We start from the raw sequence: 16,943 nt of genomic DNA, 5'->3' as shown, positions 1-16,943 counted from the left end.
TGTTTGTAACAGCATTTCCCTTATCCCTCAAATCCGCAACCGCCCTCATAAGATGACACAGAGGTCAAAAAGGTAGCGACACTGTGGCAAAAGAGGGTGCAACGCAGCAAAAATCGCCACAAAGACGCATTAAATCCCCTTACCCCACCATGCGACTTGAGGCAATACGCAAAATCACGACCATAAGTTGTCGGTGTCATCCAAAGTCATTCTGGAACACATCAGCATAAGCGTTGTTGCATGAATAGATATTCAGCACATACTGCCTTGATGTCCTGACCCATTTGGCTGGCACAGAGATGAACTTGAAGACAAACGCCTTGATGCGGCTTGTTGCTTTGAGTCCGAACCTCTTCACGTCAAGCCTCGCCATGATGAATTTATAGAAGTTGCGTATGAGTGCCGTAAGCAGAAGAAACACCGTGTTTTCTCCCATGAAGGATTTTGGAAGCCTGTTCCAGCCGAATCCGTTATTCATGTCATCGAAGATGCGTTCCTTCCCTCCACGGAGGTTATAGAATTCGACAATCTCTTTCTCGGAAGACTCGTAGTCATTTGTAAGGATGCAGCGGTAGGTGTATTCTCCTTCCCACAGGTCGAGTTCGCCGTCTATCCGCTTCTGTCTTTGAATCACAAGACGGTATGCCTTCCCTTTCCATTTCTCGATGAGAATGGAGGCCAGCTCAAACTCAATGCCGCCCAATTCCACTTTCTTCCAACCTCTGAGGGCAAAGATGTCATTGTAGAGCGAACTGCATCGGTTGGCACGGATATAGAAGGTCTTGCAGTGTTTAGCAATCTCTTCCACTATCTCTTCAGAACACGAGCCGCAATCAGCTCTGAAACGGTTGATCATAAGCTTGTTCTTTTCAAACCTTTCAAAGAACCTCTTCAGCGTGTCCTTCTGGTGGAAACGGACATTTGTGTTGCCGTCGCTGTTCTCAATGCCGACAATCAAGTCGCCAATAACCGCCACGCCAGGACGGTATCCGAGAAACTTCTTGTATGTGGGTTTCGCATCAAACTTCTCAGCCTCTATGAACTGGTGGTCGAAGTCAACGTCATACCCCTCGCCATCTTTCAGCTGCCCTGTGGACAATAGGCAATTGAGGAGCAGTGTATTCAGCATGTCTGCCGTGTTTAAGTCGTAGGTCTTGCCAGTGTCGGATGTGTAGGAAATGTTATCCTGGGTCAGTTCCTTTATGGCTCTGAGAATCGTGTCGGCACTGCATGTGCGAAGTGTCGGATGAAGCGAGAGGTGATACATCAGATGAGTGGTGACATCCTCTATGCATGAGCCGCCACAGAAATAAACGCTCATAAGCGAACGGATGATTTCGCTGTATTGATAACCATACAGCCTACATCTCATACCGAGGGTTGAGTCGATTACAGATGAGAGATTGGAGTCAAATTGCTCCATTATTGAAAAAATTCCTCCAAAAGGAGAGAGTTTCTCAGATTTTATTGCTACCTTTGCCATGTCTGTCGGGTTTGATACATATTTTGATTTGCAACACTAAGATAGGTGAAAAATCTGACATGGCAAAATCCTGAGCAACTTTTTGTTGCTCAGGTACTTATAAAATAAGTTAAACTAAAATGCTGCGGAATTTAGGTTATCTTTGTAGCGGCGTGGAAAGAAAAACACTCCATGCTGCTACAAACATAAAAAATTATATCATGAAGAAACAACTTATTACAGGACTGTTTGCCGCCTTGGCCGTGAGCGGCAGTGCACAGTCTTTCAAGGAATGGCAGGATCCGCAGGTGAATGCAGTGAACCGTGCTCCGATGCACGCCAACTATTTTGCTTACGAGTCGGCCGACGCGGCAGCTAAGGAAAACATGAAGCAGTCTTCCAACTATATGACCATGAATGGGCTGTGGAAGTTCTTCTGGGTGAAAGATGCCGATGCTCGTCCTACAGACTTCTGGAAAGTCGGTTTTAACGACAAAGGCTGGGATGACATGCGAGTGCCTGCCATGTGGGAACTGAACGGTTATGGCGACCCCATTTACGTCAATGTAGGCTATGCTTGGCGCAATCAGTACAAAAACAATCCTCCCGAAGTTCCTACTGCTAATAATCACGTAGGTTCGTATCGTCGCGAATTTGTTATTCCCGCTTCGTGGAAAGGAAAGGACATTATTGCACACTTCGGTTCCGTTACTTCCAACATGTATTTGTGGGTAAACGGTAAGTACGTAGGCTATAGCGAAGACAGCAAGCTGGAAGCCGAATTCGACCTGACTTCTTATCTGAAGCCCGGTCAGAAAAACCTGATTGCTTTCCAGGTATTCCGCTGGTGCGACGGTACTTATCTTGAAGATCAGGACTTCTTCCGTTATAGCGGTGTAGGTCGCGACTGTTATTTCTACGCTCGCGACAAGAAACGTATTCAGGACATCCGTGTCACTCCCGACCTTGATGCCGAATACAAGAACGGTTCTCTGTCTGTTAAGCTTGACCTGAAGGGCAGCGGAACAGTCAATCTGGAACTGCTCGATGCAGCAGGTAAGCAAGTGGCTACAGCAACAGCCAAAGGTAGCTCGACCACAGTGCTCAATGTTGAGAACCCCAATAAGTGGAGTGCCGAGACACCTTATTTATATACATTGCGTGCCACACTTCAGGGCAGCAACGAAGTAATTCCCGTAAAAGTAGGTTTCCGTAAGATCGAACAGAAGAACGGACAGATTCTGGTCAACGGTCAGGCAGTGCTGTTCAAGGGTGCCAACCGTCATGAAATGGACCCCGATGGCGGATATGTCGTATCGCCCGAGCGTATGTTGCAGGACATCCAGATGATGAAGAAATTCAATATCAATGCTGTACGTACGTGTCACTATCCCGATGCCAATCTGTGGTACGATCTGTGCGACAAGTACGGTATCTACGTAGTAGCCGAGGCCAATATCGAATCTCACGGTATGGGATATGGTGAATCTACACTGGCTAAACGTGCCGATTATGCCAAGGCCCACATGGAACGTAACCAGCGTAACGTGCAACGTGGCTTCAATCACCCCAGTATCATCTTCTGGTCACTTGGTAATGAAGCAGGCTTCGGCCCGAACTTTGAAGCTGCCTATCGCTGGATCAAGTCGGAAGACACCAGCCGTCCCGTACAGTACGAGCAGGCACATGGTAATGAATTTACCGATGTTTACTGTCCGATGTATGCCGACTACAGACATATGGAAGAATACGCTAAGCGCAACGATCTGACAAAGCCGTTGATACAGTGTGAATATGCACACGCTATGGGTAACTCGCAAGGCGGATTCAAGGAATATTGGGACCTCATCCGCAAATATCCTCACTTGCAGGGTGGTTTCATTTGGGACTTTGTCGATCAGTCTGTACGTTGGAAAGGTAAAGATGGCGTATCCATCTATGCTTACGGAGGCGACTTTAACCGTTTCGATGCTTCCGACAACAACTTCTGCGACAACGGACTTATCAGCCCCGACCGTGTGCCCAATCCGCACATGTATGAAGTAGGTTACTACTATCAGAACATCTGGACCACACCGGCCAACCTTGCACAGGGCGAAATCAATGTCTACAACGAAAACTTCTTCCGCGACCTTTCTGCCTACTACATGGAGTGGGTTGTATTGGCCAACGGAAAAGCCGTTCGCAGCGGACGTGTCGAGAACCTGAACGTTGCACCTCACCAGACAGCTAAGATTAAGCTTGACCTGGGTAAGGTTTGTGAGTGCAAAGAGTGGCTCTTGAACGTGACTTATCGCCTGAAACAAAAAGAAGGTGTATTGCCTGCCGGATATGCTGTAGCTAAAGACCAGCTCGTGTTGAATGCTTACAAGGCTCCTGCGCTTGAACTGAAAAACGTAGAAACCGTCAATGTAGAAACCGTTGTTCCCCAAGTTCAGGAAAACGATTGGAATTATCTGATTGTAAACGGTGAAGACTTCCGCATGGAATTCAATAAACACAGCGGTTACTTGAGCCGCTACCGTGTAGCAGGTTTGGAACTGATGAACGAGGGCGCTGCACTTACTCCTAACTTCTGGCGTGCTCCGACCGATAATGATATGGGTGCAGGTTTGCAGCATAAATATGCTGTATGGAAGAACCCGGAACTGAAGCTGATTTCTTTCAAATGGGAAAGCAAGGACGGACAGATCGTGGTATATGCCGACTATGATATGAAGCAAGTATCTGCTAAGTTGAACCTGACTTATGTCATCAATAACAAGGGAGCTGTTAAAGTTACTCAGAAGATGACAGTAGATCCGCAGGCAAAAGTATCTCCGATGTTCCGTTTCGGAATGCAGATGCAGATGCCGAAGTCGTTCGAGACAGTTGAATACTATGGTCGTGGTCCGATTGAGAACTACAGCGACCGTAACCATAGCACCGATCTGGGCATTTACCGCCAGTCGGTAGACGAACAGTTCTATTCTTACATTCGTCCGCAGGAGAACGGAACAAAGACTGATATCCGTTGGTGGAAGCAGTTGAATGCAGCCAACCGTGGTTTGCAGATTGTAGCCGACGCACCTTTCTCGGCTTCTGCACTGCATTATACCATCGAATCGCTTGACGATGGTTGGGGTAAAGACCAGCGTCACTCTCCCGAAGTGGAAGAAGCTGACCTGACCAACCTCTGTATCGATAAAGCACAGATGGGCTTGGGCTGTGTAAACAGCTGGGGAGCATGGCCATTGCCGCAGTATCAGGTTCCTTATGCAGACTATGAGTTCTCGTTTGTACTGACTCCGGTGTGCAACAGTGTGAAAATGGATTATTAATAGCAGACTCTGATACAGAATAAGATCGTATCACCTGTTAACGTATAGTTTGAGGCACGGATCATACGGCATTTCACAGAATGGTTGATTGATACTTCTGTGGCATTCCGTAACATCCGTGCCTCTTTTTTATGTATAACGTATCTTTCTATGAAGTTATTTCGATTAATTTTATGGTTGCTCGGGGTGATGTGCTGTTGCGGCACAGCTCTGGCACAGGGTACGGCTGAGGACTATCGCCGTGCCTATTCGTTGAGGGAGAAATATAGTGCTAACAAAGTGTATTACTCCAACGTGGTTCCCAGCTGGATAGACGGGACTCACAGTTTCTGGTATGTGCGTCGTACGCCTGAAGGACGTATATATGTTCTGGTAAATGCCGATAAAAGCTCGCGTAAAGATTTATTCGACCATAAACGGCTGGCCGAAGCTCTTTCTGCTTCTTCCGGGCAGAAAGTCGAATCGACTGCTCTTTCGCTGGAACGGCTTTCGGTAAACAGTGGACTGGATACGCTTCGGTTTGCTTTTGCCGGACACAAGTGGATGTATGCTGTGCGGAAGAATCGTCTGACGGACCAAGGGGCTGTGCCTGCGCCGGGCAAACAGCGTCACTGGATGGAGGTAGACGATGAGAAAACGGCTGCTCCGGTAGTATCGCCGGATGGTAAGTATACTGCTTTCATCAAGAACCATAATATATATGTAAAAGAACAGGCCACCGGAAAGGAACGTCAGCTTAGTATAGACGGAACGCTGGGCAATTATTATTCAGCCTACATTCGCTGGTCGCCCGACAGCAAGAAGGTGGCTGCCTGCAAGATACGGCCTGTGGAGAAACGCTACGTTTACTACGTAGAATCATCACCTAAGGACCAGTTGCAACCCCGTTTGCATAAACAGGAGTATGCCAAACCCGGCGACGAACTGCCTTTCAAGGTGCCTTGTATCTACGAAGTGGAAACTGGGAAGGTCATACAGCCTTCGACCGAACTGTTCGATCGCCAGTACGACTTGTGGGGACCGCAGTGGGACAATGACAGCCGGGCAGTGACTTTTGAGTATAATCAGCGTGGACATCAGGTGTATCGCGTGTTGGAGCTTTCGGCCGAAACTGGAAAAGTGCGTCCGCTAATTGAGGAAACCAGTGAGAAGTACGTGAATTATCCCTTGCGCTACCGTTATGACTTGCAGGATGGCAAACACATCATTTGGGCAAGCGAGCGGGACAACTGGAATCACCTGTACATGTACGACCGTACAACGGGAAAAGTTGTCAACCAGATAACGAAAGGCGAATGGTATGTTCGCCAGGTAGTGCGGGTGGACGAGGCAAACCGTCAGATTTATTTTTCGGCCAACGGTGTACAGCCCGACGAAGACCCCTATCTGATACGCTATTATCGCATCGGTTTCGATGGTACAGGACTGACTTGCCTGACACCCGACGAGGGAATGCATCAGGCCTGGTTCTCGGACGATATGCGCTACCTGGTTGATGTGTATTCGATGGTAGATAAAGCTCCGGTGGCTGTGTTGCGTAGTGCAGCCGACGGTCGTGTAGTGATGCCGCTCGAACAGGCCGACATCAGCCGTCTTGTTGCTGAGGGCTGGAAGGCTCCAGAAGTGTTTACGGCAAAGGGACGTGACGGAAAGACCGACATGTGGGGCATTATCATCCGACCTACGAACTTCGACCCCAATAAGAAATATCCGGTACTGGAATACATCTATCAGGGACCGGGCAGCCAGTATGTGCCCAAGACATTTACTCCCTACAACTGGTACATGACCTCGATTGCCGAATTGGGTTTCATTGTGGTGATGGTGGACGGTATGGGTACTTCGTTCCGTTCACGCAGCTTCGAAAACGTCTGCTACAAGAACCTGAAGGATGCCGGACTGCCCGATCACATAGCTTGGATAAAGGCTGCTGCCGCAAAGTATCCTTATATGGACATCGATCGCGTGGGCATCTATGGCTGTTCGGCCGGTGGACAGGAGTCGATGACGGCTGTACTGTTCCATCCGGAGTTCTATAAAGCCGCTTACTCGGCCTGTGGCTGCCACGATAACCGCATGGATAAAATCTGGTGGAACGAACTGTGGCTGGGCTATCCTGTAGGCGAACAGTATCGGGAAGGCTCAAACGTTGAGAATGCCCACCTGTTGACCCGTCCGCTGATGCTAGTAGTGGGCGAGATGGACGACAACGTAGATCCGGCTTCGACCATGCAGGTGGTGAATGCGCTGATCAAGGCGAACAAAGACTTTGAACTGGTTGTCATTCCCGGAGCACGACATACGATGGGCGAGGATTTCGGCGAGCACAAACGTTACGATTTCTTTGTAAGGAACCTGCTCAAGGTAAATCCGCCTGCGTGGGACGAACTTTGAAACATTTCTTCGTATTTATGACACAATCCTATACCTCGAAATAAGGCATTTACAGCTAACTTTGTCCATGGTTATTGAAAAACATAAAGAAACTGAATGACAAAGACTGAAGTGCTTATGAAGAAGTATCTGTTATCCGTATGGATGTTGCTGGCCTGCCTGCTGGGCAGCTGCGCTCACACAAAAAACGGCAAAGCCGACGCAGCAGGCGGCACCATTGTGCCTGCCGGAGTTTGGAACGATGTGGACGGAACCTATATTAACGCTCATGGCGGCGGGGTTCTCTATTACGAGGGAAAATATTATTGGTTTGGCGAACACCGGCCGGACGAAGGATTCTCGACCAAAGTGGGCGTGAACTGCTATTCGTCCGATGATTTGTGTCACTGGAAGTACGAAGGCGTAGCTCTTGCTGTTTCCGACAAGGCAGGCGACGACATCGAGGTGGGTTGCATCATGGAGCGTCCCAAGGTGATATACAATGCGCGTACGAAGAAGTTTGTCATGTGGTTCCACCTTGAACTGAAAGGAAAAGGTTACGAGGCTGCCCGTGCCGCACTGGCTGTCAGCGATACGCCTGCGGGACCATATCGCTACGTCGGTTCCGGCCGTGTGAATCCCGGCATCTATCCGGAAAACATGACAGACGAAGAACGTGCGACGGAATGGAACATGGACGAATATAAAGAATGGTGGACACCCCGCTGGCGCGAGGCCGTGAACAAAGGACTGTTTGTGAAGCGCGACCTGGCTGGCGGACAAATGTCGCGCGACATGACTCTTTTTGTCGATGACGACGGAAAGGCGTATCACATCTATTCGTCCGAGGAGAACCTGACTTTGCAGATAGCCGAATTGACAGACGACTACCAAGGACATACGGGTCGGTATATCCGTATCTTCCCCGGCGGACACAACGAGGCGCCTGCCATCTTCAAGCACGATGGCCTGTATTGGATGATTACTTCGGGCTGTACGGGTTGGGATCCGAACGAGGCGCGTATGTTTTCGGCCACTTCCATCTGGGGACCGTGGACGCAGCATCCCAGTCCGATGGTGGGTCCGGATGCAGAGAAAACCTTCGGCGGACAGAGTACTTTCGTGTTGCCGGTAGGCGAAGGACAGTATATTTTCATGGCCGATGTATGGAAACCGAAGAGTCTGATGTATTCTGCTTACATCTGGTTGCCGATTCGCTTCAACGAGGCCGGAATGCCTGTAATTGAGTGGAAAGATCGTTGGAATTTGCAATTTTGAATGATTTTTGCCATAATCTGACCGATTTATGCTACTTTCGAATGAATAGTATATGTATATTTGCATAGTCTAAAGACATTAATACTGTATAGTTAAGATTGTATTTCATATAGGAATTAGTGATAAGGAAAAAGACTGTTAGTTTTAAGTAATCGTTTTTAATAGGTATTTTTAACTAAGGCAGGGCTGTCTCTCCCGCGAGGGGTTGAGACGGCCTTTTTTTATGCCCTTTTTTCTCCCTTTGTTCGACACAAGTGTTGCTCGCGAGCCGTGCAAGTGTTGCTCGCGAGCCGTGCAAGTGTCTCTCACGAGCCGTACAAGTGTCTCTCGCGAGCCATACAAGTGCCTCTCACAAGCCGTACAAGTGTCTCTCACGAGCCGTATAGGACCTCTTCCCGAAGGGGAGGAAATCGCAGGTTCGTGCATCTTCTCCGGCTGGATTGTCTGTAACGTTTTTGTCATATATTTGTTACCTTATCTTCAATGTTTCGCAAGATGCACGTAACGGAGTCCCTCTACTTTTGCGGCAAAATATTAACAGCGAAAACAAGTATGAAACAGATTGTAAAAGCGTGCTTATTTTTATTTATGTTTATGGGCGTCAGCAACGTGAGTTGGGCTGACGGAAAAGCAAATGAAACGAAACAAGGGACCATTCGCGGCCGTATCGTCGATGCGTCCAAACAAATTCTTCCGGGTGCTTCTGTCTATATTGAGAAACTGCACACAGGTGTGACGAGCGACGTCAACGGATTCTACACATTCTCCAACCTTGACCCGGGAACTTATACTGTCAAGGTGACCTACGTAGGCTATTCGCCGGTAGAACTGAACATCACCATTCCCGAAGGCAAGACTTTAGACCGGGACGTAGTGCTGCAGGAAGGAGTCGAACTGCAGGAAGTTGTCGTAGGTGGTGCCTTCCACGGACAACGCCGTGCCATGAGTTCGCAGAAGAACAGTTTGGGTATCACCAACGTCGTATCGGCCGACCAGGTGGGCAAGTTTCCCGACTCGAACATCGGCGACGCGCTGAAGCGCATCAGCGGCATCAACGTTCAGTACGACCAGGGCGAGGCCCGCTTCGGACAGGTACGCGGAACGAGTGCCGACCTCAGCTCGGTCACTATCAACGGCAACCGCATCCCCTCGGCGGAGGGCGACACGCGCAACGTCCAGCTCGACCTGATACCTTCGGACATGATTCAGACCATCGAAGTGAACAAGGTAGTGACTCCCGATATGGATGCCGACGCCATCGGCGGCAGCATCAACCTCGTCACCAAGAACTCGCCCTACAAACGCACCATTGCCGCTACGGCCGGAACCGGCTACAACTGGGTGAGCGGTAAGGCTGCCTTAAATCTGGGCTTTACTTATGGCGACCGTTTCTTCAACGACAAGCTTGGACTGATGCTTTCTGCTTCTTATCAGAACAATCCTGCCGGCAGCGACGACGTGGAGATGGCTTACAAGCGGAACGACAACGGCGATGTGGTCATCGACGAATACGAAATACGTCAGTACTACGTCACCCGCGAACGCCAGAGTTATTCGCTGGCTTTGGACTGGGAAATTAATGCCAACCACAAGATAGACTTCAAGGGAATCTTCAACAACCGTAACGACTGGGAGAACCGCTACCGCGTCACCTACAAGTGGGACGACGACACACCCAACGAATACGAAGTCATCTATCAGACCAAGGGTGGTACGCCCGACAACCGCAATGCCCGTCTGGAGCAACAGCGCACCATGGACTTCACCCTCGGTGGTGAACACCTCTTCGGTCGGCTGAAGATGGACTGGAAAGCCTCTTATGCACAGGCCGGTGAAAAACGTCCCAACGAACGATACATTGGCTTCAACCGCGAAGGCGTAGCCATGAATACCGACTGGAGCGACATCCGCCGTCCGTACATGTCGGCTGTGAATGCCGACGATCTGATTATGAACGCCGACGATTACGGGTTGGACGAACTGACCGAAAGCTTCGAAGACATCAAGGAGAAAGACCTGAAGTTCAGCCTGAACTTCGAGTTGCCGATGGCCAAAGGAAAGTATGCCAACAAGCTGAAGTTTGGAGCAAAAGTCGTTGACAAGGACAAGAAGAAAGACATCACTTTCTTCGACTACGAACCCGTAGGCGACTACGAAAGCACATTCATGACCGAAGCACTGGCCAACCTGAAGAACCAGAATCGCGACGGATACATGGCCGGCGACCGCTATAAAGTGGGCGATGCCTTTACCAAGGAATACTTGGGCAGCCTGCCTTTCGGTGACAGCAGCAAGTTCGAAGGCGAAGAAAACCTGGAAGAAGAAGGCGGAAACTTCAAGGCGCACGAAACCGTCAGTGCCGGATACATCCGCTTCGACCAGCAGCTGGGCAAACGCTGGAACCTGATGGCCGGTGTACGTCTGGAAAATACACACTTGAGATACAGCGGATGGGTCTATACCGAAAAGGATAAAGACCAGGGCATCAAGGAAAGCCTCGACCCCACGGGCGACTACACCGACAGCTACATCAACGTCCTGCCCTCCATCCTGCTGAAGTACGACGTCAACGACGACCTTAAGCTGCGTGCCTCGTTCACCAACACCATTGCACGTCCCAAATACTCCAACCTGATTCCGAACGTAGTGGTGAAGAGCAGTGACAACGAACTGGAGATGGGTAACCCCAATCTGACTCCGACCCTGTCCTACAACTTCGACCTCAGTGCCGAGTACTACTTCAAAAGTGTAGGTCTGGTCAGCGCAGGTCTGTTCTACAAGAAGATCAACGACTTCATCGTCGATCAGCGCATCACCAACTATACTTACAACAATCATACGTATGACGTTCTGACCCAACCCCGCAACGCCGGCGATGCTGACGTACTGGGCATCGAACTGGCTTATCAGCGCGACTTCGGCTTCATAGCTCCCGCACTGAAGTGCATCGGATTCTACGGCAACTACACCTATACCTACAGTAAGGTGAAGAACTTCAACTTCGAAGGCCGTGAGAACGAAGACCTCCGCATGCCCGGTTCGCCCGAGCACACGGCCAACGCTTCGCTCTACTTCGACAAGGCAGGATTCAACATCCGTCTGAGCTATAACTTTGCCAGCGACTTCATCGACGAAGTAGGCGAGGAAGCCTTCTACGACCGCTACTACGACAAGGTGAACTACCTGGACGTGAACGCCAGCTACACCTTTGGCAAGAAACTGAAGACTACCTTCTATGCCGAAGCTACCAATCTGCTGAACCAGCCCTTGCGCTACTATCAGGGAACTTCCGACCGCTCCATGCAGGCCGAATACTATGGAGTACGTGTCAATGCCGGTTTCAAAATCAATTTCTGATTCAGATAAGATTGAAAGATGACTCTATATCGCTCATTTGTTAAATAATTGCAGTTCAAGAAAGAGGGGGGAGGTGTCTGTGCTTTGACACGATTCCCTTTCTTTCTCGTTAAGCTGATATTATCCAGAATTCTTCCCAAAAATGGAATTATTTTTGCACTAACAAAAAGCGATAAAAAATGTGTTTAACCAGAATTATAAACTTTAAAGCAAAATGATGAAAATGAAGAAACTATTTCTGCTGTTTACTCTTGCCCTGTTGGGCCAGTGGGCCATTGCCCAAAACAAGATAGACTATTCGGTTTACGACGATAAGTTCAACATCTATGTAGCCAACGACCTGGGCCGTAACGGCTACTACGACCAGAAACCCATTGCCGAACTGATGGGCGAGATGGCCGAAGAAGTGGGACCTGAATTTGTGATTGCTGCCGGTGACGTACACCACTTCGAAGGCGTACGTTCGGTGAACGACCCTTTGTGGATGACCAATTACGAACTTATCTACAGCCATCCCGAACTGATGATCGACTGGTTCCCCATTTGTGGTAATCACGAATACCGCGGCAATACGCAGGCCGTGCTCGACTATGCTCGCGTAAGCCGTCGCTGGACGATGCCTGCCCGTTACTACACCAAGGCTTTCAACGAAGAAGGTACTACTGTGCGTATAGTATGGATAGATACTACTCCGCTCATCGACAAGTATCGTCAGGAGAACGACAAGTATCCCGATGCCTGTCTGCAAAACGTTGATGACCAATTGCAATGGCTGGACGGTGTTTTAGCTGCAGCCAAAGAAGACTGGGTGATTGTAGTCGGTCACCATCCCATCTATGCCGAGACGCCGAAAGACGAAATCGAGCGTCAGAACATGCAGCAGCGTGTCGACCCCATTCTGCGCCGTCATCATGTAGATATGTATGTATGTGGTCACATCCACAACTTCCAGCATGTGCGTGTCAATGGCAGCAACATCGACTATGTGACCAACTCCAGCGGTTCGCTCAGCCGTAAGGTGAACCCCATCGAAGGTACAGTATTCTGTAGCCCCGAACCGGGATTCTCCATCATCTCGGCCACGCCCAAGACGCTTGAACTGCGTATGATTGACAAAACGGGCAAAGTGTTGCATACCGTTACGCGCAACAAATGATGTAAGATTGACTTATCTCTTTCGTGTAATCTTTTTCTTTCAAAGGTGTACTTTCCTGTAATGGAGAGTGCACCTTTCCTGTTTTCATATATATAATGGTTTGCTGCGATGGAAGGAGGTAATAATGAAGTTTCTGTATCTTTTTACTGCTTGAATGCTAGGAGGAATGTACAGGCACGCTGTCGCTTATCAGAAATAAACAGTCTGTTTATTCGCAATAAACTGATAGTTTGATCAGGTTAAAGCAATATGAAACAGAAAACAGAGCTAACAACGGATAAGATATGGGGAATTTTCAAGCGACGGCAGGATGAAGGAAAGGAAAAAAAGAGAGTCCCGCAGAACTTCTGACGTAGCGGCAAGATGCTGCTGATCGGAGAAGTGTTCTGGGGGACTCGCTGTCTTTATTAGGGAAGTATTCAGTATTTGAATGTTTCTTTCTTCACGTAAACTTTGAAATCCTTAATGCCGCCCGGCACTTCGCTCTCCATGCGAGGCAAGTACTGGATGCCGCTTACGGTGTGGGTGGCGCCAAGGTCGATGACTACCGAGTGCGGGTAGGCTGTGCCCGGCGTCGTACTCCAGTAGGTAGATTCCTGCAGGTCGAACAGTTTGTCGGCCGAACGGTTGACGTGAGCTACGTCTTCGCTGTCGGCATACTTCACAATCCAGGGCTCACGCGACAGGCGTTCGCCATCCTTGTCGAGTACATACATTTCGGCAATGCAGGCCAGGTCTTTTCCGTCTTGCGAGCTGAGTGCTTCCAGACAGATGTAACGTCCGCTGACAGGCTGGTCGAATTTAACTTCCTGCCATCCGTTGCCGGGTTTGAAGCTGCCACTGAGTACGGGCTTCTCGGCCGTGAGGTCCAGATTCTGTCCTTCGGTGCGGTGAGTCAGCGGTTTGCTGACCTGCAACTGGTCGAGCAGTGGCTCGCGCAGACCTTCGCTCTTAGCTTCCTTCGGACCTACGATGTCGAATACCAGGATTTCGTTTTCGCCTTTCTTCAGCCAGCATCCCGGTACGTAGAGAGTCTGTTGCGGACCGATTTCCCAGATACGTCCCAATGCATATCCGTTCACGTAAACCAATCCTTTGCCCCATGTCTCGAAGTTCAGGAAAGTGTCGCTGGGCTTCTTCACGTTGAAAGTAGCGCGGTAGCAGCCCGGAATGCGTTGTCCCTGTTCGTCCTTCAGCGAGCGGATGGGTTCGAACTTCATGCCTTTGTAGAATTCGTACGTATCTTCGATGTTGAATACTTCCCAGTTCTTCAGGTCGCAGACGAAGGGATAACCGTTCATGTCGATGGTCAGTTCTACGTTCTTCGTGATGCCTTTGAAGTCTTTGATGGCACGTCCGAAGTTGATACGTCCCATGGCCTCTACCAGGATGTCGAGCTGTGCTCCCTTGCGGCAGGCGGGCAGGGTAATCTGCTTTTCGCCGTTGCGGCGGTCCAGCTTGCCGATGCACTTGCCGTCGATAAAGATTTGTGCATAGTCGTGCGCTTCGTTTACGGTGAGCAGTGCTGGAGCTTTGGTCTCAGGCAATGTAGTGCGGTACAGAATGCTGCCGAAGCCCTGGTCGTACTCTTCCATCGTGCGGATGTTTTCGTCTTTCTTGGCAGCAGGCAGGTTGGCGAAAAGCGGTGCCATCTCAGTGAACTGGAAGGCAGGAATGCTGATAGGCTTGATGAGGGCAGGAACTTTGGCCTGTTTCTCACCGTCCATGTATTTCTCCAGTGTCTTGCGCAGTTCCCAGTATTTGGGGGTAGTCTGTCCTGATTCACTGATGGGGGCGTCATAGTCGTACGATGTCACGTCGGGAGCAAAGCCCGGAGAGTTGGCTCCGGCCCAATGTCCCCAGTTGGTACCTCCGTGAGTCATGTAAAGGCTGAACGAAATGCCTTTGGACAACATTTCATCAATTCCGGCAATCATGTCGGCAGCTGGTCGTGTCTCGTGGTTGGCTCCCCACTTGTCGAACCACCCGCTCCAGAACTCACTACACATCAGCGGACTGTTGGGGCGCAGTCTTTTCAGGCGGGCAAACTGCTGATCGATGTTGGCACCCGTACCGAAGTTCATGGTCCAGATGAGATCGTGCAGTCCGTTCTTGGTGAAGTTGGAAGCCCAGTCGCATTGGAACAGGGTGACATTGCCGAAGTTCTTGCGTACGATGTCGCGTATCTGCGATACATATTGCTTGCTCTCGCCGTAAGAACCGTATTCGTTTTCGACTTGTACCATGATGATGGGGCCACCATTGGCGATGGTCAGGTCTTTCACTTCGTTGGCTACAGCTTCTTCGAAGATGGCTACACGTTCCAGGAAGTAAGGATCGGATTCGCGCAGGCGGATATCTTTCTTTTTAAGTAACCACCAAGGCAGTCCGCCCATTTCCCATTCGGCACAAACGTAGGGACCGGGACGCAGGATGACGTACATATCGTTCTGCTGGCACAGGCGGCAGAATTCGGCCAGGTCGTTCTGGCCTTCAAAGTTGAATACGCCCGGTTGCGATTCGTGCGCATTCCAGAATACGTACAGACAGATGGTATTCATGCCCAAAGCTTTGCACAGCTTGATGCGTTGATCCCAATAAGGTTTGGGGATACGAGGGTAGTGCAGTTCGGCTGCTTTCACGATGAATGATTTTCCGTTCAGCAGGAAAGTTCCTTTTCCAGCTTCGAAGCGTGGTTGCTGGGCAAATGAGTCAAAATTCCATTGGTCACGCCAGGGAATAGTGATTTTTCCGTTTTCGAACGAAATGGGTAACCATACGTATCGTGAGTTTTCCAGATCTTTCTTATTCCAGCGGTCGAACATGGCGATGTAACAGTCCTTCTTGCCCATGACTTGTTGTACGTAGGTGCTTTGGGCGTAGAACGTCTTATCGGCATCGGGGCCGGTGCAGGGATTGCCGATTACTTTCCACGGTCCCATGATGGAGTCTGCTACAGCCAGTTCAGCCTGATTGGGATCCCATCCTGTACAGCCTGACGACAGCATATAGTACTTACCGTTGTGTTTGAATACTGCCGGTGCTTCGCGGCTCTGCCCTATGAAGTTGCGGGTAAAGCGTCCGCTGGGACGCAGGTAGTCGTCGGTAAGTTCACTTATATATAAGGTAGCATTGTTCTCGGACGAATAGAACTGGTAGGCGCGTCCGTTGTCGTCGACAAATACGGTCTGGTCGCGGCTCATGGCATTGTTGGGGCGGAAGCTGCCGAGATAGGTGAACGGACCAGTGGGCGAGTCGCTGACGGCTACTCCGGCACAAGCCTTGCTGTAGTCGGCACTTTCTACATGAGCCCACATGACGAACTTGCCGGTTCGTTGGTTATAGATGACTTTCGGACGTTCCAGAACTTTGCTGGGATGCAGGTCGTGGCTGCTGTCGTCTTTTACGGCCGGTAGGACGATACCTTCGAACTTCCAGTTCATCAGGTCTTGCGAGGAATAACAACTTACGCCGGTCACGTCGGTGCGATAACATTCCCAAGTGGCCCATTTGGGCAAGATGGTTTTTCCTTTTTTGTACTCACCGTACCAGTAGTAGGTACCTTCATGGTAGAGGATTCCGCCTCCATGGGCGTTGATAGGGTTGCCTTCGGTGTCGTTCCATACTTCACCCGGCACAATGGCATTGTTCGTCGTTGCGGGTTGGGCTTTCAGCGAAGCCGAACAAACAATTCCGATAAACAGAGCCAAACTCCAAAATAACTTTTTCATCTTTGGTATTGTAGTATCAGATATTAATAAAATAAAGTTTCACTGCTACAAAGATAGCTGAAATAATGTGGAATGGGGGTAGACAAATCTGTCAAAGAATGACGAATTTTAGACCAAAATCCTCTTTATAACTAGTTTCTGGACGCTTTGGGAGGCTTTTATAAGTGGTGAAAGAAAAATGGTATGTTTCAAAACATAGTTTAGTAACACTGCCCGAATCGTTGTTTTTCTTTTTTATAATGCCTAATTTGCGCCACACAAAAAAA

7 protein-coding genes are annotated in these 16,943 nt (G+C 49.6%); 5 read left to right on the top strand and 2 right to left on the bottom strand.

Going from position 1 to position 16,943, the window contains the following annotated elements:
• Positions 1-196 precede the first annotated feature (196 nt).
• The gene (locus tag BQ5591_RS18865) at positions 197-1,483 is read right to left on the bottom strand and encodes an IS1380 family transposase (RefSeq protein ID WP_071147970.1); all 1,287 of its coding nucleotides are present in this window, start codon (positions 1,481-1,483) and stop codon (positions 197-199) included.
• A 200-nt stretch (positions 1,484-1,683) separates the two neighbouring features.
• On the opposite strand from BQ5591_RS18865, the gene BQ5591_RS18860 reads away from it, so the two are divergent.
• The 5 genes from BQ5591_RS18860 (at position 1,684) to BQ5591_RS18840 (ending at position 12,946) form a co-directional block, all read left to right on the top strand.
• Positions 1,684-4,782: a beta-galactosidase, LacZ type gene (locus BQ5591_RS18860; RefSeq protein ID WP_071150500.1), complete on the top strand. Its 3,099-nt coding sequence runs from the start codon at positions 1,684-1,686 to the stop codon at positions 4,780-4,782.
• 150 nt (positions 4,783-4,932) lie between these two features.
• Entirely contained in the window at positions 4,933-7,176 is a 2,244-nt protein-coding gene (locus BQ5591_RS18855; RefSeq protein WP_071150499.1) for a S9 family peptidase, read from the top strand.
• Positions 7,177-7,293: 117 nt separating this feature from the next.
• Complete coding sequence (locus tag BQ5591_RS18850) at positions 7,294-8,433, top strand: glycoside hydrolase family 43 protein (protein ID WP_071150836.1); 1,140 nt, start codon at positions 7,294-7,296, stop codon at positions 8,431-8,433.
• Positions 8,434-8,985: 552 nt separating this feature from the next.
• The gene (locus BQ5591_RS18845; protein WP_071150498.1) at positions 8,986-11,790 is read left to right on the top strand and encodes a TonB-dependent receptor; all 2,805 of its coding nucleotides are present in this window, start codon (positions 8,986-8,988) and stop codon (positions 11,788-11,790) included.
• Between the two features lie 223 nt (positions 11,791-12,013).
• Entirely contained in the window at positions 12,014-12,946 is a 933-nt protein-coding gene (locus tag BQ5591_RS18840; RefSeq protein ID WP_071150835.1) for a metallophosphoesterase, read from the top strand.
• A 419-nt stretch (positions 12,947-13,365) separates the two neighbouring features.
• On the opposite strand, the gene BQ5591_RS18835 is transcribed toward BQ5591_RS18840, so the two are convergent.
• On the bottom strand, positions 13,366-16,677 hold the full coding sequence (locus tag BQ5591_RS18835) for a beta-galactosidase (RefSeq protein ID WP_071150497.1): 3,312 nt from the start codon (positions 16,675-16,677) through the stop codon (positions 13,366-13,368).
• Between the last annotated feature and the right edge of the window lie 266 nt (positions 16,678-16,943).

The organism is Bacteroides ndongoniae, assembly GCF_900108345.1.
GTDB classification, from domain to species: Bacteria; Bacteroidota; Bacteroidia; order Bacteroidales; family Bacteroidaceae; genus Bacteroides; species Bacteroides ndongoniae.
Note: the sequence above shows the minus strand (reverse complement) of the source record. Positions and strands in the feature narration are given on the sequence as shown.